Origin of the sequence: Terriglobus sp. ADX1, assembly GCF_036877645.1 — a bacterium.
In the GTDB taxonomy this organism is placed as follows: Bacteria; Acidobacteriota; Terriglobia; order Terriglobales; family Acidobacteriaceae; genus Terriglobus.
Genome location: NZ_JAEDXV010000011.1, coordinates 95,782 through 120,032, shown reverse-complemented (window position 1 = coordinate 120,032; position 24,251 = coordinate 95,782). Strand labels below are relative to the sequence as shown.

General features: G+C 57.7%; 27 protein-coding genes. 17 read left to right on the top strand and 10 right to left on the bottom strand.

All coding sequences use genetic code 11. From position 1 onward, the window contains the following. Positions 1–28 precede the first annotated feature (28 nt). Genes JAO32_RS09475 through creD form a run of 3 tightly spaced genes read left to right on the top strand, consistent with a single transcriptional unit; the run spans position 29 to position 2,473 of the window. Positions 29–646, top strand: a complete 618-nt coding sequence (locus JAO32_RS09475) for a hypothetical protein (RefSeq protein ID WP_334239663.1) — start codon at positions 29–31, stop codon at positions 644–646. Continuing rightward, positions 639–1,013: a transcriptional regulator gene (locus JAO32_RS09470; RefSeq protein WP_334239662.1), complete on the top strand. Its 375-nt coding sequence runs from the start codon at positions 639–641 to the stop codon at positions 1,011–1,013. The genes JAO32_RS09475 and JAO32_RS09470 overlap by 8 nt, the downstream gene beginning before the upstream one ends. 53 nt (positions 1,014–1,066) lie before the next feature. Further along, positions 1,067–2,473: a cell envelope integrity protein CreD gene (gene creD, locus JAO32_RS09465; RefSeq protein ID WP_334239661.1), complete on the top strand. Its 1,407-nt coding sequence runs from the start codon at positions 1,067–1,069 to the stop codon at positions 2,471–2,473. A 64-nt stretch (positions 2,474–2,537) separates the two neighbouring features. Here the strand turns inward: creD and JAO32_RS09460 are convergent, their stop codons facing one another. The 3 genes from JAO32_RS09460 to JAO32_RS09450 are packed head-to-tail and all read right to left on the bottom strand — an operon-like array spanning position 2,538 to position 4,528. Then, on the bottom strand, positions 2,538–3,260 hold the full coding sequence (locus JAO32_RS09460) for a secretin N-terminal domain-containing protein (protein ID WP_334239660.1): 723 nt from the start codon (positions 3,258–3,260) through the stop codon (positions 2,538–2,540). Further along, positions 3,261–3,971 (bottom strand): hypothetical protein, encoded by a 711-nt coding sequence (locus JAO32_RS09455; RefSeq protein WP_334239659.1) that lies wholly within the window; start codon positions 3,969–3,971, stop codon positions 3,261–3,263. It abuts the gene before it with no gap. Then, entirely contained in the window at positions 3,968–4,528 is a 561-nt protein-coding gene (locus tag JAO32_RS09450) for an RNA polymerase sigma factor (protein WP_334239658.1), read from the bottom strand. The genes JAO32_RS09455 and JAO32_RS09450 overlap by 4 nt, the downstream gene beginning before the upstream one ends. Positions 4,529–4,764: 236 nt before the next feature. Here JAO32_RS09450 and JAO32_RS09445 point away from each other — a divergent pair, with 236 nt between their 5' ends. Then, positions 4,765–6,162: a hypothetical protein gene (locus tag JAO32_RS09445; protein WP_334239657.1), complete on the top strand. Its 1,398-nt coding sequence runs from the start codon at positions 4,765–4,767 to the stop codon at positions 6,160–6,162. A 146-nt stretch (positions 6,163–6,308) separates the two neighbouring features. Here the strand turns inward: JAO32_RS09445 and JAO32_RS09440 are convergent, their stop codons facing one another. From JAO32_RS09440 to JAO32_RS09415, 6 genes are all read right to left on the bottom strand, one after another. Next, positions 6,309–6,827 (bottom strand): hypothetical protein, encoded by a 519-nt coding sequence (locus JAO32_RS09440; RefSeq protein ID WP_334239656.1) that lies wholly within the window; start codon positions 6,825–6,827, stop codon positions 6,309–6,311. 467 nt (positions 6,828–7,294) lie between these two features. Continuing rightward, a complete protein-coding gene (locus JAO32_RS09435; protein ID WP_334239655.1) occupies positions 7,295–7,519 on the bottom strand; it encodes a hypothetical protein in 225 nt (74 codons plus the stop codon). Positions 7,520–7,568: 49 nt separating this feature from the next. Further along, positions 7,569–8,192, bottom strand: coding sequence for a 30S ribosomal protein S4 (gene rpsD, locus JAO32_RS09430; protein ID WP_334239654.1), 624 nt, complete (start codon positions 8,190–8,192; stop codon positions 7,569–7,571). A 165-nt stretch (positions 8,193–8,357) separates the two neighbouring features. Then, positions 8,358–9,398 carry a phosphate acyltransferase PlsX gene (gene plsX / locus JAO32_RS09425; protein WP_334239653.1) on the bottom strand — a complete coding sequence of 347 codons (1,041 nt, stop codon included), beginning with the start codon at positions 9,396–9,398 and terminating at the stop codon, positions 8,358–8,360. Positions 9,399–9,425: 27 nt separating this feature from the next. Further along, positions 9,426–9,611: a 50S ribosomal protein L32 gene (rpmF, locus tag JAO32_RS09420; RefSeq protein WP_334239652.1), complete on the bottom strand. Its 186-nt coding sequence runs from the start codon at positions 9,609–9,611 to the stop codon at positions 9,426–9,428. A 116-nt stretch (positions 9,612–9,727) separates the two neighbouring features. Next, complete coding sequence (locus tag JAO32_RS09415) at positions 9,728–10,288, bottom strand: YceD family protein (RefSeq protein ID WP_334239651.1); 561 nt, start codon at positions 10,286–10,288, stop codon at positions 9,728–9,730. Between the two features lie 953 nt (positions 10,289–11,241). Between JAO32_RS09415 and JAO32_RS09410 the strand changes: the two genes are divergently transcribed. The 9 genes from JAO32_RS09410 (at position 11,242) to dut (ending at position 17,216) form a co-directional block, all read left to right on the top strand. After that, complete coding sequence (locus tag JAO32_RS09410; protein ID WP_334239650.1) at positions 11,242–12,273, top strand: response regulator; 1,032 nt, start codon at positions 11,242–11,244, stop codon at positions 12,271–12,273. A gap of 70 nt (positions 12,274–12,343) precedes the next feature. Continuing rightward, positions 12,344–12,862, top strand: coding sequence for a molybdenum cofactor biosynthesis protein B (gene moaB / locus JAO32_RS09405; RefSeq protein WP_334239649.1), 519 nt, complete (start codon positions 12,344–12,346; stop codon positions 12,860–12,862). A gap of 3 nt (positions 12,863–12,865) precedes the next feature. After that, on the top strand, positions 12,866–13,213 hold the full coding sequence (locus JAO32_RS09400; protein WP_334239648.1) for a cupin domain-containing protein: 348 nt from the start codon (positions 12,866–12,868) through the stop codon (positions 13,211–13,213). Positions 13,214–13,226: 13 nt separating this feature from the next. Then, on the top strand, positions 13,227–15,005 hold the full coding sequence (dnaG, locus tag JAO32_RS09395; RefSeq protein ID WP_334239647.1) for a DNA primase: 1,779 nt from the start codon (positions 13,227–13,229) through the stop codon (positions 15,003–15,005). Positions 15,006–15,041: 36 nt separating this feature from the next. Then, positions 15,042–15,473: a RidA family protein gene (locus JAO32_RS09390; RefSeq protein ID WP_334239646.1), complete on the top strand. Its 432-nt coding sequence runs from the start codon at positions 15,042–15,044 to the stop codon at positions 15,471–15,473. Between the two features lie 22 nt (positions 15,474–15,495). Then, complete coding sequence (locus JAO32_RS09385) at positions 15,496–15,870, top strand: RidA family protein (protein WP_334239645.1); 375 nt, start codon at positions 15,496–15,498, stop codon at positions 15,868–15,870. 21 nt (positions 15,871–15,891) lie between these two features. After that, positions 15,892–16,479, top strand: coding sequence for a histidine phosphatase family protein (locus JAO32_RS09380; RefSeq protein ID WP_334239644.1), 588 nt, complete (start codon positions 15,892–15,894; stop codon positions 16,477–16,479). Between the two features lie 35 nt (positions 16,480–16,514). Then, complete coding sequence (locus tag JAO32_RS09375; protein WP_334239643.1) at positions 16,515–16,748, top strand: hypothetical protein; 234 nt, start codon at positions 16,515–16,517, stop codon at positions 16,746–16,748. Between the two features lie 33 nt (positions 16,749–16,781). After that, entirely contained in the window at positions 16,782–17,216 is a 435-nt protein-coding gene (dut, locus tag JAO32_RS09370) for a dUTP diphosphatase (protein ID WP_334239642.1), read from the top strand. Positions 17,217–17,231: 15 nt separating this feature from the next. On the opposite strand, the gene JAO32_RS09365 is transcribed toward dut, so the two are convergent. Next, the gene (locus JAO32_RS09365; protein WP_334239641.1) at positions 17,232–17,801 is read right to left on the bottom strand and encodes a GrpB family protein; all 570 of its coding nucleotides are present in this window, start codon (positions 17,799–17,801) and stop codon (positions 17,232–17,234) included. 61 nt (positions 17,802–17,862) lie between these two features. Between JAO32_RS09365 and JAO32_RS09360 the strand changes: the two genes are divergently transcribed. From JAO32_RS09360 to JAO32_RS09345, 4 genes are read left to right on the top strand one after another with little or no spacing between them, the layout of a single operon-like run. Next, positions 17,863–18,933 (top strand): aldo/keto reductase, encoded by a 1,071-nt coding sequence (locus tag JAO32_RS09360; RefSeq protein WP_334239640.1) that lies wholly within the window; start codon positions 17,863–17,865, stop codon positions 18,931–18,933. Between the two features lie 50 nt (positions 18,934–18,983). After that, positions 18,984–21,494, top strand: coding sequence for a phosphoribosylformylglycinamidine synthase subunit PurL (gene purL, locus JAO32_RS09355; protein ID WP_334239639.1), 2,511 nt, complete (start codon positions 18,984–18,986; stop codon positions 21,492–21,494). Between the two features lie 23 nt (positions 21,495–21,517). Next, positions 21,518–22,966, top strand: coding sequence for an amidophosphoribosyltransferase (gene purF / locus JAO32_RS09350; protein WP_334239689.1), 1,449 nt, complete (start codon positions 21,518–21,520; stop codon positions 22,964–22,966). After that, entirely contained in the window at positions 22,966–24,147 is a 1,182-nt protein-coding gene (locus tag JAO32_RS09345; protein ID WP_334239638.1) for an MFS transporter, read from the top strand. The genes purF and JAO32_RS09345 overlap by 1 nt, the downstream gene beginning before the upstream one ends. Positions 24,148–24,251 lie beyond the last annotated feature (104 nt).

Below are 24,251 nucleotides of genomic sequence, written 5' to 3'. Positions count from 1 at the left end.
ACTTTACATTGCAAAGTAGAGGGCAGCCATGACAGATCTGCGGCGAGCACTGGGTGATATTCACGCGATACGAAAGCAGGTGGCGGATCGCACCGAGTTTCGCGGCTATGGGCCAGTTGCGGTAGCGTGCACTGCACTGTTTGCCGCATTTGCTGCTCTGATGCAGCCATACCTTGCACCAGATCCAGCACACATGCCGGTGCGTTATCTAACAGTGTGGTTTGCCGCTGCGACGTTATCGCTGTTGCTATCTGCGGTAACGGTATACACGCGTAGCCGAAGAATGCACTCAGGTTTATCGGACGAGATGATTCGCATGGCAGCGCAACAGTTTGTCCCTTCGCTAGGCGCGGGTTTACTACTGACACTGGTGCTGGTGTTTGCTGTGCCGCATGTGGTGTGGATGTTGCCGGGATTGTGGCAGGTGATCTTCAGCCTGGGAGTGTTTGCATCCTGCCGCTCGCTGCCGAAGACGATGTTCGCACCTGCATGCCTCTACCTGGGAACAGGCATTGCCGCGATAGCGATAGGCGACGCACGTGCGCTGTCGCCGTGGGTGATGGGTGTTCCCTTCGCGTTGGGACAGATGATGATTGCAGCAGTGCTTCGCTTTGATGGCGCTGCCCAGGAGGATGCCGATGCCTGAACAGGAAGGACGATTTGCATATGAGGGACTTGATCGGCTGATTCATGAGCGCGCGCGGCTGAGCGTGTTGACATCGCTGCTGACACACCCCAAAGGATTAACTTTCGTTGAGTTGAAGGCTATGTGCTCTTTAACAGACGGTAATCTCAGTCGGCACTTAAGCATCCTGGAACAGGATGGCATGGTGTCGATCGAAAAAGGACACGAGAAGAATCGCCCGCAAACACTGTGCCGCATTACTGCACACGGAAAGAAGCGTTATCTGGAATACCTGGAAACGCTGGAACAGGTAGTTCGTGACGCAGCGAAGGTAGCTGAAGGCTCCAAGGCAAGTTCGCGCGGACGCATGCGTCCTGCAGAAGCATAATTTTTTTGTTCATTAACTTTACAATGCAAAGCTCTTTACAGGAGGAAGTTCATATGGCATCCGCACCCCCTCTTTCCCCCATAAGCGCCGTAACAGGGCGCTTCTTCACCAGCGTTTCAATGGGCATGAAACTCTTTGTGCTGACCGTCCTCACGCTGACCCTCAGTCTGTTTGCCATATGGATCAATGGTCTGGTGGAAGAACGTACAGACCGCAAAGGTGACGTCGTTAAGGAAATTAGTAGCAGTGTGGGCGGTGCGCAGACATTGCTGGGTCCAACGCTCTTAATTCCGTATTCCATCCCGGCGAGCGAAAAGACTGCAGAACAACATGAGGTCTATTTCCTCTCTGCAACCGACGCCAATGCAACGGTGAAGACGCTAACGCAAGAGAGAAAGCGGTCGCTGTTTCGTGTACCCGTGTTTCAGGCCGACGCAGAGATGCACGCCACTTTTGATACGAGTCATGTAGGTGCAAACCTGCCTCAGAATGTGCAGATTGCATGGAAAGACGCAGAGATTGTCGTAGGCATGAGCGATGCGCGTGGCGCGCAGTCAGATGCAGTGGCGGAGTTTGATGGCACGACACATATGCTGCAGCCTTCACGCATCTGGCCGCGCATGTCGCTTTCGTCAGAACAGAATGCAAAATCAGTAGCACTGTTCGGCACAAGCATTAGTGCTGCGATGGAGCATGGTGCTGTTACGCCAGTGACGGTGAAGATGAAATTATCTGGCGCACAACATATTGCTTTGCTGGCGTATGGGCGATCAACACGCGTAACGCAAGTGGGCGATTGGCCAGACCCAGGATTTGATGGCGCGTTTGCCCCCGTATCGCGCGAAGTGACACCGCAGGGCTTCCGCGCCACATGGAACATCCCATTCATTGCACGCGGTGTTGCTGCAGAAGGCATTGCGGGGAATATCAGCGGACTCGACGGCACTGCGATGGGAGTTGCGTTAGTAGAAGTAGCCGATCCCTATCAATCCGTGACACGTGCATTGAAATATGCCCCGCTATTTCTCGGCGTCATCTTTCTTTCCTACTTCGTGTTTGAAGCAACAACGGGAAGGCGTGTGCATGTGGCGCAGTATGTGCTGGTCGGCGTGGCACAGCTGATCTTTTATCTACTGTTGCTTTCTTTCGCGGAACACATCGGTTTCAGCGGCGGCTTTGCATTGGGTGGCGGAGCAACCGTATTGCTGCTTGCTGCGAATGCGGGATGGATCTTCGAATCACGTAGACAAGCATTGCGTGCGTTGGGTGTCTTCGGCACCTTGTATTCCATGATCTATCTGCTGCTGCGACTGGAAGACAACGCACTGATGGTCGGTGCAATTGGAAGTTTCCTTACCGTAGCCGCAGCGATGTACTTCACGCGAAACATGGACTGGTTCGGAAAAGTTAAGTCTCTGAGCGAAACCGAAATGCCGACCTTGCGTGTAGGTGAATTGTGATCACAGTCTTCGGATATCCCGCTGCTGCTGGTGCAGCGGGATATCCGATGGCTTGAGGCAATGGCTACTTCACAACTTCAACAAGTGCATCCACCTGAAGCTGGCGCGTGCTGCCGATAACGTCAATGTTGCCGAGGTGTTGTGGCTTGCCAAGCGTGAGGTTTACGACGCCCGTGATGCTGCTTTGACGGATGAGGGGATCTTCTGCAAGAACACTTGTCCTTTCCTGTGCGACGGCAGAACGTTCCATCTTGCTTTGCAGGCGCACACCGTCTGTCCCATACGGGGTGACAGTGGCGTCGAAGCTAAACCCTACGTCGAGATATGTGGTCTGCTTGCTGACGCCGCCGGTGTCTTTGTCTAAGGAACCGGTCATCACAGGGACTTTGTCGCCTTCTTTTAGCTGCATGCGCTGCGAGGGCGCGAGCACCATGCTGTATTGTTGTGCGCCAATGCGCTTACCACCATCGGTTTCCGTGAAGATGTAGGTGAGGCGATAGAGCGGAGCAGGTACGTCGAGCATGTGGAGCAGTTCGACGATCTGTTCGTTCTGCTCTGGTGTGCCGCTGACCACAATCTGACTCTGACTGGGAACGAGAAAAATCTTTACGCTTGGCGCACCGACGTTGCGGATGGCAGTGAGAATCTCATTCTGCTCTGCTTGCGACGTGGCGTAGTGGAGTTGGTAATTGTGAATGGGATAAGCCTGTGGCGCGTTGGACTGTGCATGGGACTGCACGAGAGCCATAGGCATTGTGATGATCAGTGCGAGGGCGGCCAGTTTCATTTAGTTTGCTCCGGAGATTTGTGGGTGTTCGATAGGCTGCACGTAGATAGGTTGGCCATCGAGAGAAGTCGCCGCAAAGTAATCGTGATAAGCCTGTGCGTCTTCATGCAGCTGACGTGCACGCGCGTCAGGCGTGTATTCGGAGAGCTGCTGCGCAGTGTTATGACGCATCATGCGGATCACGAGACGCTCTTGATTCGTGAGCGGGAGCGACGGTTCCGGGATGTATTCGTGCGTCTGAATTGCGACTTCAATACGCTGAGGCTGCGTACTCTCTTCGCGATTTTGTGCCTTCTTTGCGTGTGGCGGTGGCGCGTGCTTCGTGGGTGCAGCCACCTCTGTCTTTGCCTTAGGGACAGCGTGAGGCAGCGTTGATATCCCATTGCGTTGCGTCACCTGAACAGAGCTGCTCTGCTGTGTGGAAGTCGATTGCAGATGTGACCGCACCGCAGTGCCAACGATAAGCGCGACTGCGCAGGCCGTTGCCCATGACATGTATGGCAAGAGATATGCAAGTAGCTCCTTTGCCTTCGCTGCGTTTCGGTGTGAGGTGTGGCTTGTCAGTGTGTTGAAGTGAACATGGTGCGACTCTTGTTGTGCTTGTAGCAGTGCGTTGTGGATGCGGGCTTCGTAGCCTTGCGGTGGTTCGGTGGTGCGAAGCGCATGCAGGATATCTTCGATTGCCTGGTCGTGTTGGTCTTCGTGCATCATGCGTTTCTCCTTGTCTGCCACCGGCGTTCGACACGTTCGCGGAGGCGTGTGCGTGCGCGAAAGAGCAAAGCGCGCACGGCCGATTCGGATCTATTAAGCACCTCTGCTATTTCCACGGTGTTCATTTCGTCAACTGCATTGAGAAGCAACGCGTGACGTTCTGCACTGGGCAGGCGCTCCATCTCGTCCAGTACGTTTCGCAAATGTGCGGATTGCGCGAGCGCTTTATCTGCGGGTACCGTGGCAGATGCAAGCGCTTCGGCAAAGGCATCGTCCATCTGCGATGGGCGAATGCGGCGCCGCCGATCCAACGCCAGATTCCATGCGATGCGTACCAGCCACACACGCATGTCACGCACTTCCTGCAGCGTTTGATGATGCTGCAACACACGCACAAACGTTTCCTGCACTACGTCTTCTGCTTCAGCACGATTACGAAGCGCAGCATGAGCCACACGAAACAGCAGCGTGCCGTATTGCGGCACCAGAGCAGCAACCACATCTGCCGCAGCGGCATGCGTGGTCTGCTGTGAACTGTCCGTTACTGCCAAGGTCAAACGGCACCCTTCCGCGGAGATCATCATGGTTCTCTAAGCATCCTTTGCGATTCGTTCCACATGGAAAGGCATGAAACATTCCCTTTCCTTGAGAGGCGAACATCATTGCCGCGCAAGCTCCTTCGCAAAGGATGCTCTAACGGTACAGACGGGGAAGCGCGCTGTGCGCTCGATATTTTTTCTTTCAGGCACAATTTTGCTGCAAGTGGTTCATACGTTCAGGCAGAATGCGGAGCATGAACAACGCAGAGACACAACAACACTGGCGGAGTTGGGTACTGCCGATGGTGGTGGGATTTCTTTCCGCGTGGCTGGTGGTGGCTTTTGTGTCAGTGCCTGCGGCGCATTCGCTCACGTGGCCACGGCTGTTCTCGCGATCGGCATGGCTGATGGCGTTGGCGGCGGGTTGCGCTTTGGCCATGATCTGGGGCATCTGCCGCGTCTTTCGTGAAGAACTTGGCGGCCCAACAGCGTCACTGCGCGCATACGCGTGGAGCGCGGCCATCTGGCTTCCGCTGCTAACGCTGGTGTGGAACGAACATGCCGTGTGGTTGATGCTGGCACCGCTGCCGATCGCCGCAATTCTGACACATTTCTTTCGCCGCCAGCATCTGGCCGTAACTGCCGCAGAACAGGACGACGCGCCGTTCCTCTTCATGCACGAACTGTTCGATTCACTCCATAAGCTTCGGCGCACACCACCTGCGCGCGAAGCCATGTTATTGGCCGCTTTGATCCTGGGAACGATTATGGCAGTCGCAGGCGGACGCGATACAACCGCAATCTCGTTGATGATTGTGCTGACGGCCGCAACAGTGTGGTGCTTCACCACGCTTGCCCCCGTAGATGCGCGTGTGACCGGCAAGATTGGCACACACGGTCGCCGCGCTGCTGTCCTTCCCTGCTTCCTGCTGACGTGCCTTGCACTGACGCCGTTTCTGCGACTGGGGCTCGGCTCTTCCAAAGTCAGTTCTGTAGTACTGGCAGGAGTGAGGCAAACTCTACAGCCACCGCACATACAAAGTATCTTCCGCGGTTATCGCGGTATTGTGCTGCTGGCGCCGCCCATGCCAAAGCAGAAGCTGATCGACATCACACCAAAGTCCATCGCGGCCATGTCACAAACCATGCGCCCCACGCACCCTCTTGTAATCGCGTTTGATGGCGCATATCGCTACTTTGAAGTGCATCCTCTTCCCGGCGCTACCGGCGTCCGCACTCAGCGAGGCGATCCACTGAAAGCCAACGTACATTCCGCAGATCAATCGCCGTTGACGATGGAAGCAGTGCAGCCATTGGCGAATCGCGTAGACGCAGCCTGCTGCTCCGCAATGCACGTAGCACTAACGAATGCGGATACCCGCCTGGGACGTGTGGATGTCGAATTGATTCTGCGCAACCGGCTTGCAAACGGGCACACTGTAGAACGCTCACTGGGAAGCGCGCCTGTCATGTCCAGCCTGCAAAGCCACATTTCGATCTATCGCCCTGCCGTGCGCGAGGATCTGCGCTTCTCCATGAAGAACGCGAACGACATGGCCTTCAATGAAGTCGTGGTGAAGTTTCATCTTGCAGCGCAACGCAATCTTGCTGGCGCAAAGATGCAGCTTCGCCACTTCGAACTGGTTCCGTAAACAGAGCAGATGGATTGCAAAAAGTAGCACAGAGCGAAGTCACGCGAGGGAACAGCCCTTAAGAAAACCAGCAGCAGATGAAAAGCAGCATTCTCCAAAGGTGAATGCTGCTAACTTGCATAAGGTTTATCCTGCCAGTTACCAAACTACGGTTGTGCAATCGGAATCGCTGCAGCGACCTGCACATCAATGAGCAGTTGTGCTTTCCGCTCTATCTGCTCGTATAGCGCGGCTTTCTTGGCCGGAAGAACTTTACGGAATGCTGGCTGATACTGGAGTCGCAGCGATGTTACTGCCGAATCCAGTTTCAAGAGACGCATACTCCAGTCATCAGCCTGCGCGTCGGTGATTGTGTCGTAACCCTGTGCGTATTCCTCGATCAGTTGGTATTTGTCATTGTTCACATTCACAAGATCAGCAGTGTATCGGTCATAGACTGGCCAAAACGCTTGCGCCTCTGCATCAGTCAGTGGCACGTTCGCCGCGATGAGCTGTTTCTTCTGTGATCGAATATCTTTCCGCAGCAGATCAATATCCTTGTCCGTTGAGCTCTGAGCACTTTGATTTGCAGATGTCTGTGCCTGGGTGTCTTGGGCAATCGCTGAAGTGCCGGCGAACAATGTCACACAACCGAATGCCAACACTACAAGTAAGGGTTTCTTCATTGCACATCTCCTCAATTTGATATTTGCCACGTCATACTTTTCTGGATAAGCATCAATCGATGTGCGGACTCCGGGTAGCACTTACGAAGCGAGGCAGGAGACAGGAAGGACTCCATTTCTTCGAAATTTCTAAGTGCGAATCGACAGGCAGTTCGGCCATATTGCGAAAGAAGATTCTCCAGGAAAATCGCCAACGCAATCCGGCGCGCCAGAAATTAGGAGCCGCGCTCGTTATCGTCAACACCAAGATTTGCTTGTTGTCTCTCGTTTCAATATCCAGAGTTGCTGACTTACTTTCCCCCGATTCGCAGTTTGAGGGAACTGTCAGGTTTGGCAGGTTCGCCAACTCAAGTCGGGCATCCTTATGGCAAGGGATAGGGCTTAAGAGACCTGTGCTGAAGGAGGAGAAATGAGAAAAGGCGGGACGGGGCCACTCACGTGAGCAAGGGGCCCCGGCGGGATTGCGGCTAGTGTAGGACGCGGTCGGAAGCTGGGAGCGGTGGAAAGCCGCCTTCCAGTAGGAGCTGCTGTGCAGCATCCTGGCACATGGTGAGCATGGCGTGGAATGCTTCCGGCGCGAGGCGAAGGGTAACTCCGCCTACAGAGAGGTGAAGCGTGCCACAACCGCAGAGAGAAACACCGCCGAGGCCTTCGCGTTCGGCAAGGAGATGGTCGCGTACGGGAATGCACATAGGTGGTGTTCTCCTGTTGCTGCGTTTGTGAAAAGTTGAGGGGAAAGGTTTAGACGCCGCGTTGCGCGTAGTACTCGGCCACCTGCTTCGTGTTCAGCTCAAACGGAACGTGGTGCGATCCCGGCATGCTGAGCACGCGACCGTGCGTATTGGTGTCTGGCGTGGCGAACTGGAGATAGCTGGGCAGATCCAAACGAGGATTGGTGCGCGCATTCTCTGTCATGTCTCCGGCGGCGTAGTCGGTCAGACGAACGAAGTCGCCCACCCGAACCACGATGCTGCCAATGTTGACCGCGCGACCGTTGAGCAGAACGTGGCCATGCGCTACAAGCTGACGAGCAGAGGCGATGCTGCGCGCAAAGCCGAGACGGAACACAACGTTGTCCAGTCGGCGTTCCAACAGACTGAGCAACTGCTCAATCCAGTTGCCGCTATTACTGCCCCGCCGAGCCTCGCGAACGAAGCGACGAAGCTGCTCCTCGCGCAGGCCGTAGTGGAACATAACCTTCTGCTTCTCGCGAAGCTGAACGGCAAATTCCGACGGCTTGCCCTTGCGGCTGGCCCCGTGTTGACCGGGAGGATAGTTCCGTTTTTCCAGAGCGCCAGGCTTGCCGAGACCGGGTAGCTCGATACCTAAGGCGCGTTGAATCTTAAATTTGGTTTTATGGCTCATGCTGTTTGCACTCCTTCCGAAAGGTCTGGAAAGAGCAACGCCCCTCAACGCTGCTTCGAATCGAAGACTAATCTAGTCCTAGATAGCGCGGAGACGAGAATTCAGCGAACGGTAGAAAATAAGACCTGAACGGTCTTATATGACAGCGGCTGCTTGGGAAGCTGATTAAGCTTCGACGGAAGCAGTGCCGTTGGCTGCTTGCAATGCCGCTTCAATGTGGCGGCTGACGTCTGCCTGTGCGAACTGGCTGGCCACACGGATCGCATTCAGAATGGCCGTCTCATTCGACGATCCATGCCCAATGATGCATGCGCCACGCACGCCCAGCAGCGGCGCACCGCCGTACTCGGAGTAATCGAGACGGCGTTTGAAGTTCTTGAATGCCTTGCGAGAAAGCAGCGCGCCAACCTGCGAGGTGATGGTCGCTTTCAGGGTCTGCTTCAGGCTTTCCGAGACCAGTTTGGCGATGCCTTCCGTGGTTTTCAACGCGACATTGCCCACGAAACCGTCGCAAGCCACCACATCGCAGCGGCCATTGAACAGATCGCGGCCTTCCACATTGCCCAGGAAGTGATGAAGCACATTGCGATCCTGCAGGTCACGCAGAAGCGGAAGTGTTTCGCGGGTCAGCGCATTACCCTTGGAGTCCTCTTCGCCAATGGACAACAGGCCGATGCGCGGCTTGGGGATGCCAAGCACGTTCTGCGCATAGATCTGTCCCATCAGAGCGAACTGGACGATGTTGTGGGGGTCGCTGTCGACGTTAGCGCCCGAATCAAGCATGACGCAGGGCGAACCTGTCTGCGTGGGCAGAAGTGTCGCCAGTGCGGGACGATCAACACCCTGCAGAGTTCCCAGCACCATCTTGGCCGTAGCCATGGCGGCACCGGTGTTACCGGCAGTCACAAAGCCGCGAGCCTTGCCCTCACGGACCAGCTTTAGGCCAACACGCATGCTGCTGTCCCGCTTTTGGCGGACAGCCTGCGCGGCCTTGTCGTCCATGCTGATCCACTCGGAGGCGTGCACCACTTCAATGGGCAAACGTTCGCCCATCAGGTGCTGTTTCAGCGCCGGCGTGATCCGATCTTCCGGGCCCACCAAGTGCACGCGCACCGGGAAGTGCCGGCACGCAGCGATGGCGCCGCGGATTTCCGGCTCAGGCCCCTTGTCGGAGCCCATTGCGTCTAGGACGATGTCAGTCAGCATTCAGAAAGAATACGAATGCAGAGCTACTTAAGCTTCCTTGGTCGCTGCCACAACGGCGCGGCCACGGTACTCACCGCACTTGGGGCATGCGTGGTGGGGAAGCTTACGCTCACCGCAGCTCGGGCAGGTTGCCGAGTTCGGGGCGGTCAGAAAGTCGTGCGAGCGGCGCTTGGCCGTACGCTGCTTGGAATGGCGACGCTTTGGATTCGGCATCGGTCTTACCTTTCAATACGAAAATCAGCACAATCGCCTCCGTTCACGCCCGTTTCTTTCGCGTGTTCGGAAGCGTTCGTTACGAACTGGTGCAACCTCGCAGTGCGTTCAGCACTTCACTTGCCGGACGACTTACCATCACCGAAGCCCTGAAGCGCACCCCACCGCGGATCCACAATTTGCTCTCCGCAGTTACAGGTTGTCTCATTCAGGTTCGCTCCGCAGTGCGGGCAAAGTCCCTTGCAATCCTCCCGGCAGAGCGAGCGATCGGGCAGGGAAAGCAGCACCTGCTCGCGCACCGCGTCTTCCAGCAGAAGGCCGCTCGTTTCATAATACCCGATTTCTGTCTCGGCTTCACTGATACTGCGCTCTCCAGCGTCAGAATCCGCACCAGCTGGTCGGAAAACCAGGTCGAAGGCCTGCTCCACGTGCCGCTGAAGTGGTTCCAGGCAGCGTCCGCATAGCAATTCGAAGTCGCCAACAAGATGCGCACGCAGGCGGATATCTTCCACAATCTCGCGGGGGCCACGATATTCTTCGAGGCGCTCCGCTTTGCCCTTCACTGCCAACGGGCCAATCTGGCGAATATCCTGCGCATAGTCCACGGCACCGGGCTCCAGGCGAAGGTCCAGTGTCATCGGGTCGGGAATGAGATCGGCGGGGGTAATACGGGTCACACCTCTATTATCCTCCACAATCCAATCCTGCAAAGAGCCCCTCATAATTCCATCTGCCGGAAAGCGCCATCCAGCAAAATTCCAAATTTGGAATATCAGAGAGGCCCTCACAGCCAGTCGTTTGCGAATTTCCGGTAAAAACCGCAGATTCACGGTTTGGCACGGAACCTGCTCTAAGGAACGGCGGGAAGAGCGTGCGGATAGGTGCTGCTGGCAATGCTGGTAGCCCAATGCACCAGAAACCACCCGGCCCGGTGATGCAGACCTCGCCAGATCCGAGACCCACAGCGGTACGGACTGAGCAGATGGCGCCCCGGCCCGGTAGCAAGACCCTTTAGGAGGCCAGTGATGGCCATTAAGATCGACGAAAACGGCCACCCGGAGTGGCCGTTTTCCGTTGGAGGAAGTTTCATTGCACAAAAAATTGTGCAATTGCCACTTGCATACCTCCTCCGATACGCGTAGAGTGGTGTTGCCTGATGAACCGGCTGAGCATGGCCCAAGCAAATGCCCGGGTAGCCGCTCGCTGAAGATCGCAGGCAGGAACGAAATCATTTAGACACTGAAAGTGAATTCTCTCCGTCCGGCCCCGGATTTCGTGTGCCGAGGACAGAGAGCAGAAGATAAGGCGCAGAGAACCGCTCGGCACCACATCCTTAATTTCGTTTGTGTGCCAGCTGTCTCCGGCGACCTTCAGATGCAAGCCGAAATACCAAACGCTGTCGCAATGCAGCGGCATGCATGGCAATGAACTGCACAAGGATTCCGGGACGAAACAGGCAAAGATGTTGCCCTTCTCCCGCAGGATTTCGAGTTAACGCTTGAGACGCAATTCCCTTCTGAACGCATCCCGTGTCTGCCGGCCACCCCGGCACCCGTAACGAAGGCGGCTAAGAACCGCCAGAAGAGTCCTGTGTGCATAAAACACAGGGCCTGAGACAGAAAGAAGAAGCATGAACGCAGAGCAACTGAACTTCCCCGAGCCCAATGTTGCCGTTGTGGCTCCGACATCTTCCTCACCAGCCAGCGAGGAGGGCGCATCGAATGGCGCTCCCGGCGGAGCAGCAGGAAAGAGCCGCCGTCGGCGTCGCAAGCGCAAGAGCCGTCCCGCCGCAAACGGTGAAGCAGGTGCAGCACCGCAGGCAGCAGCCGGTGCAGAGGGTGGCGAAGCAGCCGCTCCCGCTCAGAATGCCAACCAACAGCAGCAGCCCCGCCAGAACAATGGCCAGCAGCAGGGTCAGGGCCAGGGCAAGCGCTGGAAAAAGAAGAAGCATGGTGGACGCGGCGATGGCCAGCCCCGCCCTGAGCCGGGCAACAGCCTGCAGGGCAGCAACTCTGGCATGGGCAACCGTGGCCGCAACCGCAAGCAGCAGCAGCGTGGACCGCGTTCGTTCGTGGGCCCCATGGACCACAGCTACCGCGAGGTAAACGGCAACTTCGCCGACACTCCGGCCAGCACCATTGAGATCCACGGCAACCATCGTCCGCGGCAGAACAACCACCGCAACCACCACTTCAACGAAGACCGGTTGCCGCCCGAACTGATGCACCATCAGCGCGCCGTGGCCATTCCGGAAGATGCGCCAACGCATATCTACTTCTTCATTGAAGACCTGTTCTTCACCGCGAAGATTCAGGAGACGGCACGTCTGCAGGGTGTGAAGGTCGCGTTCATGAAGCCGGATAAGGACATCGTGGCGCATCTGGCAGAGCTGCCGGAGCACGACCATCCGTCGCTGATTGTGTTTGACCTGAACAACACCAGCGCCAAGCCGCTGACGCTGATCCCGAAGCTGAAAGCCAAGCTGAAGAAGGGCACGTCGATCATCGGCTTCCTTTCGCACCTGCAGGGCGACCTGAAGGCGAAGGCAGTGGAAGCAGGTTGCCACTCGGTGATGCCGCGTGCGGCCTTCTCACAGAACCTGCCGAACCTGCTGCGCCGCTACGGCGTGGAAGACGAGCACGAGCCGAACTACAACATGTAAGTAAGGCAACGAAATACATGAAGGGCATCCGGAAAAGGATGCCCTTCGTTCTTTCTGAAGAAACGAATGTATGTCTGAAGCTATCTTTCAACCGATACGCATTGCTGTTCTGACCGTTAGCGATACGCGCAATGCCTCCGATGACCGCTCCGGCGATGCGCTGGCCCAGCGGCTAACGGATGCAGGCCATCTGTTGGCAGCGCGCGATGTCGTTCAGGATGAAATCGCCAGTATTCAAGCATGTTTGCGCGCATGGATCGCGGATGCGGCGATCGACGCAATCCTTACCGTCGGCGGCACAGGCATCACTGGCCGCGATGTCACTCCAGAAGCTCTGCGACCGGTCTTCGACAAAGAATTACCCGGCTTCGGCGAGTTATTCCGCATGCTTTCTTACCAGAAGATCGGCACCGCAGCGATGCTATCGCGCGCACTGGGTGGAGTAAGTGGTGGTAAGTTGATCTTCGCTCTTCCCGGCTCAACTAACGCCGTGCTTCAGGCATGGGATGAGATACTTGTCCACCAGTTTGATCGCCGAACCCGCCCTGGAAATCTTGTGGCACTGATGCCTCGCCTGAAGGAGAAGTGAGTTATGCCGACTCGCATCGTCGATACCAGCAACGCAGAGCATTACACGTGGGGCATCGACTGCGATGGATGGCATCTGGTGAAAGCCGACGGCCTAAGCGTAATTGAGGAGCGTATGCCGCCGGGACGCAGCGAGGAGCGTCACTCCCACACCCAGTCACGGCAGTTTTTCTTTGTGCTGGAAGGCGAGTTGACGCTGGAAGTGGAGCACCATGACTTCGTCATCGCCGCCGGCAAAGGCGTGGAAGTCCATCCCGGCCAGGCGCATCAGGCCATCAACCGCAGCCAGGCCGACGTACGTATGCTCGTCATCAGCCAGCCGCCAAGCCACGGCGACCGTACGCCAGCGTAACCTGTAGACAGCAGTGGCCGACGACTTCAAAGAACAGGTAAAAGCCGCCACCGACATCGTCAAGGTGATCGGCGAATACGTGCGCCTGCGCAAGAGCGGCGCGCAGAACTTCAGTGGCCTGTGCCCTTTTCATCAGGAGAAGTCACCCTCGTTCAGCGTGAACGCTGCGCATGGATACTTCTACTGCTTCGGTTGTCATGCCAAAGGCGACGTGTTCACCTTTGTGCAGAAGATTGAGAACATCTCATTCCCTGAAGCGGTCCGCGCCGTTGCGCAGAAGATGGGCATTCCGCTGCCGAAGCGTGAGTGGAACTCGCCAGAAGAAGCGGCACAGGCTGGCTTGCGGCGACAACTCATCGACATTCATGAAGCCGCGACACAGTATTTCCAGCAGGCTCTGCAATCGGCAGAGGCAGCGCGTGCACGCGAGTATCTTTCCAGCCGCGCCGTTAGTGCTGACACGGTTGCAATGTTCCGCATTGGTTATGCACCAGACGATTTCAACCACATGCGCGAAGCGCTATCGAAGCACTTCAACGATGAGGCGATGCGCTCCAGCGGCTTGTTCTCCTCGCGCGAACAGAGTGATGAAGGAAGACCCGTGGGGCCGCTGTATGCGCGCTTCCGCAAGCGCATAACCTTCCCCATCTGCAACGAGGCCGGAAAGACCATCGCCTTCACCGCACGCGCTCTGGACAGCGATGAAAAAAGCGGGCCAAAGTATCTGAACTCGCCGGAAACGCCGCTGTATACAAAGGGACATGTTCTCTTCAACCTGGACAAGGCCAAAGCTGCAATCCGTTCGCAGGATTACGCGCTTCTGGTGGAAGGACAGATGGATTGCATCCGGGTGTTCACCTCAGGATTGCAGCCGGTGATCGCCACAAGCGGCACTGCATTCACGGAACATCAGGTGCGCCTGTTGTCGCGGTTCACTAAGCGGGTCGTGGTGAATTTCGATCCCGATACCGCAGGCGCGAATGCCGCAGAGAAATCGTTAGCATTGTTAACAGAAGCAGAGTTTGAAGTCCGCATCATGACGCTGGAAGGCGGACTCGACCCAGATCGCTATGTTCTTGAAAACGGAATAGCGGCCTACGCCGAAGCCTTGCGCAATGCGAAGCCACACGCGGATTACCTGATCGATCGCGCACGCACACTCTTTCCGCAGCGCACCGCCGAGGCAAAAGTAAAGGCAGTGAACTTCCTGCTGCCGCATGTGCGTCGTTTACCCTCTGCGATTCAACGCACGCAGTTTGTCGATGATGCTGCGCAGAAACTCGGCATCGACTCTTCGCTGATGCGACAAGAGCTGCAGCATGCAGCAACACATCGACTGGAGAGCGTGCGCAGCACATCTGCCATGCAGTTGAGTGAGACAGAACGCATCCTGCTGCGTGCGCTGGTGCAGCCGGAGACGGATCGTGCACGCCAACGTGCTGCAAGCGAGCTCACCGCTCATCCTGAGTGGCTGGATGGCCTCGCTGCGGCGGAACTCATCGAAGCACTCGCAGCGGCTCCGCTAACAGACAATCCGCTGGAAGCAGCGCCCGACGATCGTAGCCGCGAGATGCTGGCACGCCTGCTGCATGAAGACGCCATCGGTGACCCCGCCACGCTCGCCAATGAAGTCGGCAACACGCTACACACGCTGGAGCGCCGCCGCCTCGAACGCCGCAAAAGCGAACTAAAAGCCCTCATCGGAGAAGCCGTACGCCGCGACGACACCGACATGGTGACGCAACTTCAAATGGAAGCCGTAGAAGTGAACCGCGCACTGCGCATGCTGTAGCAGACATGCTCCGTTGTTTCTGTTCAGGAGGAAGGTATGGCAATCACGCGTCGATCTTTTACCACGCGCGCGCTTGCGCTTGCGTCCATTCCCGCCGCGGATGCAGCGCAGCGCAAGCGCATCCATCGCATGGGGTCGGCAACGACCGCCGTCTATTCGCCTGCGGTCCAATGGGGAAACCTGTTGTTTCTCTCAGGCAAAGGATCAGGCACTGCACCCGATCCAACTGACATTCGCAGTTGCACGAATCATGTTCTGGATGCCTTCGCAAAAGAGCTCTCCAATGCAGGCTCATCGATTGAGAACGTGCTGAAGGTTACGGTCTATCTGCAACGCCCGGAGGACGTGCCCGCAATGAATGAAGTCTTTGCGCAGCACTTCCCCAAAGACCCGCCTGCACGCACCACTATCATCACGCGCACTCCGCATCCCACGCTGCTGGAGATGGATCTAATAGCTGGTATCTAGTGGATTGCGAGAGAATGACAGTATGAGCACCGAAGAAGCAAAGTATCTTGCCATCAATCCGAATCATCCCAACGCGGGCATTTACTCGCCTGCGGTTGTCTTCGGAAACGTGGTGTATCTCTCGGCAAAAACTTCATGGATTGCGCCGGAGCCGAACGACATTCGCGCTGCAACGGCCTATCTGCTGGACCAGGTGGAGAAAGAACTTCTGAATGCCGGATCGTCCATGCACAAGGTGTTGAAGGTGATTGTGTACCTGCGCGACATGAACGATTACACCGCCATGAACGAGGTCTACACCGGTCGCTTTGGCAAGAACGCGCCCGCACGCACCACCATTGAATCGAAGCTGCCGAAGAACAGCATCGTGGGCTTTGATGTAACGGCTTATCTCTAACCGCATCCACAAAAGAGAACAATGACAGAACAAAAGAAAAAGCAGGCGGAACTGTGGCTCTTTCGTCACGGTGAAACAGAGTGGTCATTGAACGGCAAGCACACCAGCTACACCGATCTGCCGCTGACGGAGCATGGACGCGAGCAGGCAACAGCCCTCGCTCCAGTAATTGCAAAGACACAGTTTGATCTGGTGCTGACCAGTCCTCGGCAACGTGCACGCGATACCGCTGCACTTGCCGGATTGGGTGATCGCGCGGAAGTCGAGCCGAATCTGCAGGAATGGAACTACGGCGTGTACGAAGGCAAGAGCACGCCGGAAATTCAGGCGACTGAGCCGGGGTGGAGCGTATGGGCCAATCCGATTACGGACGGCGAATCCGTCGATCAGGTGGCCGCGCGTGCGCAGCAGGTGATAGACCGTTGCCTGAAGCATGGTGGACGCTGCGCGCTGTTTGCCCACGCGCATATCTTCCGCATTCTGGCGGCAGTGTGGGTGCAGCAACCGGGTGTCTTCGGGCAGCGGCTGACGCTGTCCACGGCCACCGTCAGCGTCCTGGGATGGGAGCACGGCACCCGCGTCATCACACGCTGGAACGCGGCTCCATGATTGTTTTCGCGCAGTAACAGGCGCACAATAAATGTATGTGCAACTGCGGTTGTGATCCATCGACGCAGGACGAAGCGAATAAGCTCCGGAAGAAGGCGGCTGTCACCGGCGGTGCAGTCGCATGCCTGGCGGCGATTCCGGCTGTGGTGAACTCACCGCAGCATCCGCATCCAGCAGTGATGTGGGCGGTAATTGCTGTGCAGGTGCTTTTGCTGGTAAGAGCCGCGCTGTTGTTGCGCAAGCGGAAACAGTTACTCGCTGGCGCCTGAAATTCCCTCAGCCTGAGACTTTAAGCTGTAGGCATGCCGCACATTCCGACCAAGCGCCTTCATCCCGATGCCAAACTGCCCAAGTATGCCCACGAGGGCGCGTGGGGCGATCTGGCTGCCGATCTCTACAGCGTCCACGAAGCCACAGTAGAACCGCGCAAAACGGCGCTCGTTGCGACAGGTCTGTCGATGGCCTTCCCTGAGGAGTATGGCGCACTGGTAGAAGACCGCAGCGGCCTGGCCGTGAAAGGCATCACCACGCTCGCAGGTGTGATCGACCCCGGTTATCGCGGTGAAATCAAAGTCGTTCTGACCAACGTAACCGATGCCCCCATCACTCTCAGCGCAGGCGACCGCATTGCCCAGCTACGCATTGTGAAAAAGCTGCAGGCTACGTTTGAAGAAGTGGACGACCTTGACTCGACCCATCGCGGCGAAGGCGGCTTCGGCTCCACAGGACATAACTAAGCAGCGATCAAAAGGCTACTCTTCCCAATCGTGTTCGATTGGGAGGCCCAGACTCTGGCGCGCCTGATTTGTGATGTGGCGCAGAAAGGGTGTCTTTGCGGCTGTGTATCGCGGCATATCGTCGCCATACGCAGCCGCAAGGTCCGACTTCAAAGCCTCATACATTCGCGCAACATCCGGATGCTGGATGAGCCAGTCACGCACGAGCAACTCATTCTTGATGGGCCATCGGGGGCAAACTGCCAGGTGCAAATGATAAGCAGGCTGCGCTCCCCTCGGCTCTCTGCGGAAAAAGCGCCGTTTGAAAAATCCCGCGTCGAGCTTGCGATATCCAGCGCCAGCAAGAATAGACGTTAGCGCATCAGCGTCCTCCAGCGACGCAATGGGAGCCATCATGTCGATGATTGGTTTCGCGCTGAGCCCAGGCACCGCAGTGCTACCGTAATGCTCCAACTCTTTTGCAACGTCGCCAAGGAACGCGCCTAAGCGTTCGCGCTCGCGCCAAAACAGTTCCGGCCATGAGGCATCGGACGGCACCACGCGGACCATGCCCAGAACGCGCCTCGCATTTTCAACATCGTGCATTTGAAACACAGTGTAACCAGCCAGCGACCCGAACGGAGAGGCGGCGTATGCTGAATCTGCTATGACGCTTACCAGCTATCGCACGCTTGGCCGATCCGGTTTGGTTGTTTCCCCGCTTTGCCTTGGCACCATGACCATGGGAACGCCGCGCTGGGGTTCGCCGGATGAGGTTTCTGAGGCCATCTTCAACACGTATGTGGATGCTGGCGGCAACTTTATCGATACCGCCGACACCTATGCCAACGGGCGCAGCGAAGAACTGATTGGCGGCTACATTGCCGCGCGCAGCCTGCGCGACCGGATCGTGCTGGCGACAAAGTTCACCATGACCTGCGACGCGCAGAAGGGCAATCCCAACGGCAGCGCGAACGGTCGCAAGAACATGTACCGCGCGCTGGACGCGTCCCTCAAGCGTCTGCAGACCGATTACATCGACCTGTACTGGATGCACGCCTGGGACACGGTCACGCCGGCGGAGGAGGTTCTGCAATCGCTGGGCGACCTGGTGCGTGCAGGCAAAATCCGCTATTTCGGCTTCAGCGACGTCCCCGCCTGGTACGCAGCCAAGGTAGCCACGCTGGCACAGGTGCACGGTGTTCCGGGGCCGATCGGCCTGCAACTGGAATATTCGCTGGTGGAACGGGCCATTGAGCGCGAACACGTGGACTGCGCCCGCGAATTTGGCATTGGCATCACCCCGTGGAGCCCGCTGGCCAGCGGCTTCCTTGCTGGAAAATACAAGCGCGAAGATGACGGCAAAGGCAGCGGCGACGGCCGCCTGAGCGTGCTGGGCGGCGGCGCGAACCCCGTCTTTCACAAGTACACAGAGAAGAACTGGGCCACGCTCGAAGCCCTTCGCAAGGTGGCCGCAGAAATAGGAAAACCGATGGCGCAGGTGGCACTGGCATGGGCGCTGGCGCGGCCGGCCATCTCCTCGCTGATCATCGGCGCCACAAAGGTGGAGCAACTGCAGGACAACATCGCCTCACTGGAAGTGAAACTGACCACGGAACAGATGGCCGAACTGAATACCGCGGGCGCGCTGGATCTGCTGCATCCGTACATGTTTTTCACAGGAATGCTGCATCGGGAACGCGTTTTCAGCGGCACGGACGTAGAAGGCTGGCAGTAACCGGCCATTCCGGGTACGAATAGGGCCGCTGCTCATGCGACACTAGAAGAGTGAGCGAGCCCACAGCCATCCCACACGAGGCGGAGGCGGTTGCCACTACGCCTGCCGCAGCCCAGTCACAGGAAGTTCCGAAGCCGTGTAACGTCACGCCGGAGCTATTGAAAGTACACAACATCACCGACGAGGAGTATGCAAAGATCCTCGCCACGATGGGTCGTACGCCATCGTTGACGGAACTTGGTATCTACTCCGTCATGTGGAGCGAGCATTGCTCGTACAAGAGCAGCCGCGTCCACCTGAAGCGCCTTCCCACCAAGGGCACGCGGACCAGCGGTCCCGGCTCCGTGATGCAGGGCCCCGGTGAGAACGCCGGCATTATCGACGTGGGCGAAGGCTGGGCCTGCGCCTTCAAAATCGAGTCACACAACCATCCCAGCTACATTGAGCCATACCAGGGCGCCGCAACGGGCGTCGGCGGCATTCTGCGCGATATCTTCACCATGGGCGCACGCCCGTATGCCGTGATGGATTCGCTGCGATTTGGCCCGCTATCACCTGCTACCGGCTCCAAGGACGTATCGAAGCACGCTACAGCGGATGCATCCTTCCATGGCGTAACGGAAGACACCTCAGAAGAAGCAGACAGCACCGTCAAGTCAGCCGGTTCTGACGATATCGACTACGCCAAGAACCGCAGCGTGATGGAAGGCGTGGTCCACGGCGTCGCCGGATACGGTAACTGCTTTGGCGTTCCCAACGTTGGCGGCGAAACACGCTTTGAAGAGTGCTACAGCACCAATCCCCTGCTGAACGCGTTTGCGCTGGGCCTCGTGCGCCACGACGAAATCTTTTATGCCAAGGCCACCGGCGTTGGAAACCCCGTAATCTACGTGGGTGCGAAGACCGGCCGCGATGGCATCCACGGGGCCACGATGGCCTCTGAGGAATTTAAGGAGGGTTCAGAACAGAAGCGCCCCAACGTGCAGATGGGCGATCCGTTCCTTGAAAAGCTTCTCCTCGAAGCCTGCCTCGAAGCTATGAAGACCGGCGCGGTTGCGGGCATTCAGGATATGGGCGCGGCAGGCCTCACCTGCTCCACCTGCGAGATGGGCGGACGCGGCGGCGTGGGTCTGGAGATTGAACTCGACCTGGTTCCGCAGCGCGACAGTGGCATGAGCAGCTACGAAATCATGCTTTCCGAATCGCAGGAACGCATGTTGCTCGTTGCCCACGCAGGCCGCGAACAGGAAGTGCTGGACGTCTTCGATAAGTGGGGCCTCGACGCTTCCGTCGTCGGTACCGTCATCCCGGAAAACCGGATGAAGGTGCGCCACCACGGCGAACTGGTCGCTGATCTCTCCAATGAATCACTGACAGACGACGCCCCGGTCTACCACCGCCCCGTGGGCGAGTGGAAGGCTCCGGTATCGCTCGACGCTCCCGCCGCTGTGCTCGCAGAGCTGCAGAAGCCCCGCGACTACACTGCAGATCTGAAGAAGCTGCTCGGTTCGCCGAACATCTGCGACAAGCGCCATATCTACGAGCAGTACGACAGCATGGTGCAAACCAACACCGTGCAGGGCCCCGGCTGTGAAGCCGGAGTCATCCGCATCAAGGGGACCGGCGGCGACGGCAAACCGGAACGCGGACTCGCGATGGCTCTGGCTGGCAACGGTCGCTGGACATGGCTTGATCCCAAGCTTGGTGCGATGCACGCCGTTGCAGAAGCAGCGCGCAAGGTCGCCTGCACCGGTGCCACTCCTGTTTCCGCAACCAACTGCCTCAACTTCGGCAATCCGCAGAAGCCGGAGATCATGGCACAGCTTTCGCAAGCCATCGACGGCATCAGCGAGGCCTGCACCGCACTCGGCACGCCCATCACCGGCGGCAACGTCTCGCTCTACAACGAGACCAAGGGCGAAGGCATCTTCCCCACGCCAGTGCTCGGCATCGTGGGTATCCTGGACGACGTCACCAAGGCTGTGCCGAATGGCTTCCAGAATGTGGGCGACGAGATCGTCTTCCTCTCCGCACACCGCGGCGGTGGACGCGAATGGCAGCGCGATCTTGGCTCCTCTGCCTTTGCGCAAACGGTACTGGGCAAAGTGTGGGGTAAGCCGACTGCCCTGGACGTACACGAAGAAGCAGCGCTACACAAAGCGCTGATCCAGCTTGCGGATAAGCGCTTGCTGAACAGCGCGTCGGATTTGACGGACGGTGGCTGCATCACCGCTTTTGCGCGTGCCGCATTCCCAAAGATGCTGGGTGCGCGCATCGCCATGAATGTTGGCAACGATCCGCTGATGCGCATCGAACGCCTGTTCAGCGAGATTGGTTCGTCCGTCATCGCCACCATTGCTCCGGGAACACTGGAACAGGTGCGCGCTGCAATTGCGAAGATAGAGGGCGTGTTTGTTGCGCCGCTGGGCACAGTCACGGCTGATCGCCTTGAAGTATTGCTGGATGGTGACGCTGTCGTGAATGTCACTACAGCCGAACTTGCCGGAGCTTTCGCCGGCGCGCTGGAAGAAGAATTGGAAGCTGAGGTGGTGCTCGCGTGATCGACGAAATCGAAGTAACCGACATGCAGGATCACGAAGCGGAAGAACACTTCGACAAGCTGCGCGAAGAGTGCGGCGTTATGGCGATCTACAACCATGACGACGCCGCACGCCTCACCTATTGGGGCCTGTACTCGCTGCAACATCGCGGACAGGAATCCGGCGGCATTGCTACCGCCGATGGCGAAGAGATTCATGACCTGAAGGGCATGGGCCTTGTCAGCGAAATCTTCACGGATCCCGTGCTGGAAAAGCTGCCGGGCCGCATGGCCATTGGCCATACCCGCTACAGCACCACCGGTGACTCCGCGCTGCTGAATGCGCAACCCATCAAGGTGGAATCCACCAAAGGCCTCATCGCCATTGCGCACAACGGCAACCTGGTGAACCTTGGTACCGCACGCGAACGTCTTGAACGCGATGGCGCTATCTTCCAGACCACAAGCGACTCCGAGATCATTGTGCAGCTCATCGCGCACTCGAAGGAGACCACGCTGGTCGACTGCATCGCCGACTCGCTCGGCCAGGTGGATGGCGCGTTCTCCATCGTCATGATGACGCGCAACCGTATCTTCGCTGCACGCGATCCGCACGGTTTCCGTCCACTCTCGATGGGCCGCATCGCCGGTAAAGACGGCGCTCCAGACACCTTCGTCTTCGCCAGCGAAACCTGCGCGTTCGACCTGCTGCATGCCAAGTACGAGCGCGATGTCGAGCCCGGCGAACTGGTCATGGTAAGCGAAGACGGCGTGACCTCACGCTACTTCAATCGCGAAACCAAGCAGGCAAGCTGCATCTTCGAACACGTCTACTTCGCGCGCCCCGATAGCCGCATTTTTGGCCGCTGGGTGCAGAAGAGTCGCGAAGAGATGGGCCGCACGCTGGCGCGCGAGAGCGGCGTTCCTGCTGACCTGATCGTTCCCGTACCTGACAGCGGCGTCACTGCTGCCATTGGCTATGCGAACGAAAGCGGCATCCCGTTCAATTTTGGCCTCATCCGCAACCACTACGTGGGTCGCACCTTCATCCAGCCGGAGCAGCGCGTGCGCGACTTCGGTGTCCGTATGAAGCTGAACCCGGTACGTGCCCTGCTGGAAGGCAAGCGAGTCATCCTCATCGACGACTCCATCATCCGCGGTACCACCTCGCGAAAGATTGTTCGTATGGTGCGTGCAGCAGGTGCGACGGAAGTCCATATGCGCATCTCATGCCCGCCGACCATCTCGCCCTGCTTCTACGGTGTGGACACTCCCAGCTCGCGCGACCTCATCGCCGCAAATAATTCGCTGGATGAAATCTGCAAGTACATCGAAGCAGATTCGCTCGCATACCTTTCACTGGAAGGTGTGGTGCATAGCTGCACCACCGGCGATGAGAAGCCCAACGGCTACTGCACCGCCTGTTACACCGGAAAATACCCGACCCAGTGGGTGGACGTGGAAGATATCCTGCCAGCGACAACAACTGCGTGATGCGTAAGCCACTGTTAGCTCTTGCCGTTGCCGCCTTCGGCATTGGCACAACGGAATTCATCATCATGGGCCTGCTGCCGGATCTGGCGCGCGACTTCAGCGTGTCCATTCCGAAGGCAGGCACACTGGTCAGTGCCTACGCGCTTGCCGTCACCATCGGTTCGCCGCTGCTGGTTTTGGCTCTCGCAAAAGTCGATCGCAAAAACGCGCTGATCCTGTTGATGACCCTGTTCATCCTGGGCAACACGGCTTGCGCGCTCGCGCCGACATTCAGCCTGCTGCTGACGGCTCGTATTCTTACCGCGCTGATGCACGGCGCTTTCTTCGGCATCGGCAGCATCGTTGCATCGAACGTTGTTCCTCGCGATCAACGCGCACGCGCCGTCGCCATCATGTTCAGCGGACTCACGCTGGCAAATGTTCTCGGTGTACCTGCAGGAACAGCATTAGGACAAGCCTTCGGATGGCGCGCGGCCTTCGTTGCCATTGTGCCCATCGGCTTGATTGCAGCATTCGGTGTGTGGCGGCTCGTACCACATCAACATTCCGAACCGGTCCACCTGAAGCATGAATTGAAATCCGTCATGCGCCGCGGCGTCTTGACCACGCTGGCCATCAGCACCATGTCTTCTATCGCGATGTTCTGCGTGCTGACGTACATTACCCCCATTCTGGAAGACGTCACACACATCTCGCCGCACGGCGTAACGGGCGTGCTGGTATTGTTCGGCGTCTCCATCACGGTAGGCAATCTGCTGGGCGGAATCATGGCTGACTGGAAAGGCATTCAGGCAGTCGCGTTCGGGTTCATTGCACTGGCTATTCTGTTTGTACTGATGCCAGTGGCAGAAGAGCACATTCCTTCCACACTGATCGCCATCGCTATATGGGGTATGCTGCACTTCGCAGTGGGCGCACCATTGCAGACGCGCGTAGTAGATCAGGCGCGTGGTGCGCAGAACCTGGCCTCCACATTGAATCAAGGCGCGTTCAATCTGGGCAATGCGTTGGGCGCAGCTCTGGGTGCAATCGTGTTGACGCATGGCCTCGGCTATCGCAGTCTCGCGTTAGCAAGTTCTGTCGTAGCCGCTCTCACAGCAGCACTTACCCTGCTGGCCATGGTGTGGGAACGTACCGATCGCATGAAGAGCGACGCGCGGCTCCGCATGCACGCCGGCTGAACCACGCTACAAGCGCAATAAACTTGCGTCATAAGCAATCAATGACACACGCTGTCATCCAGCAGGCAATGAAGGTGTTGCGTGTAGTAACGATGAAGATGATT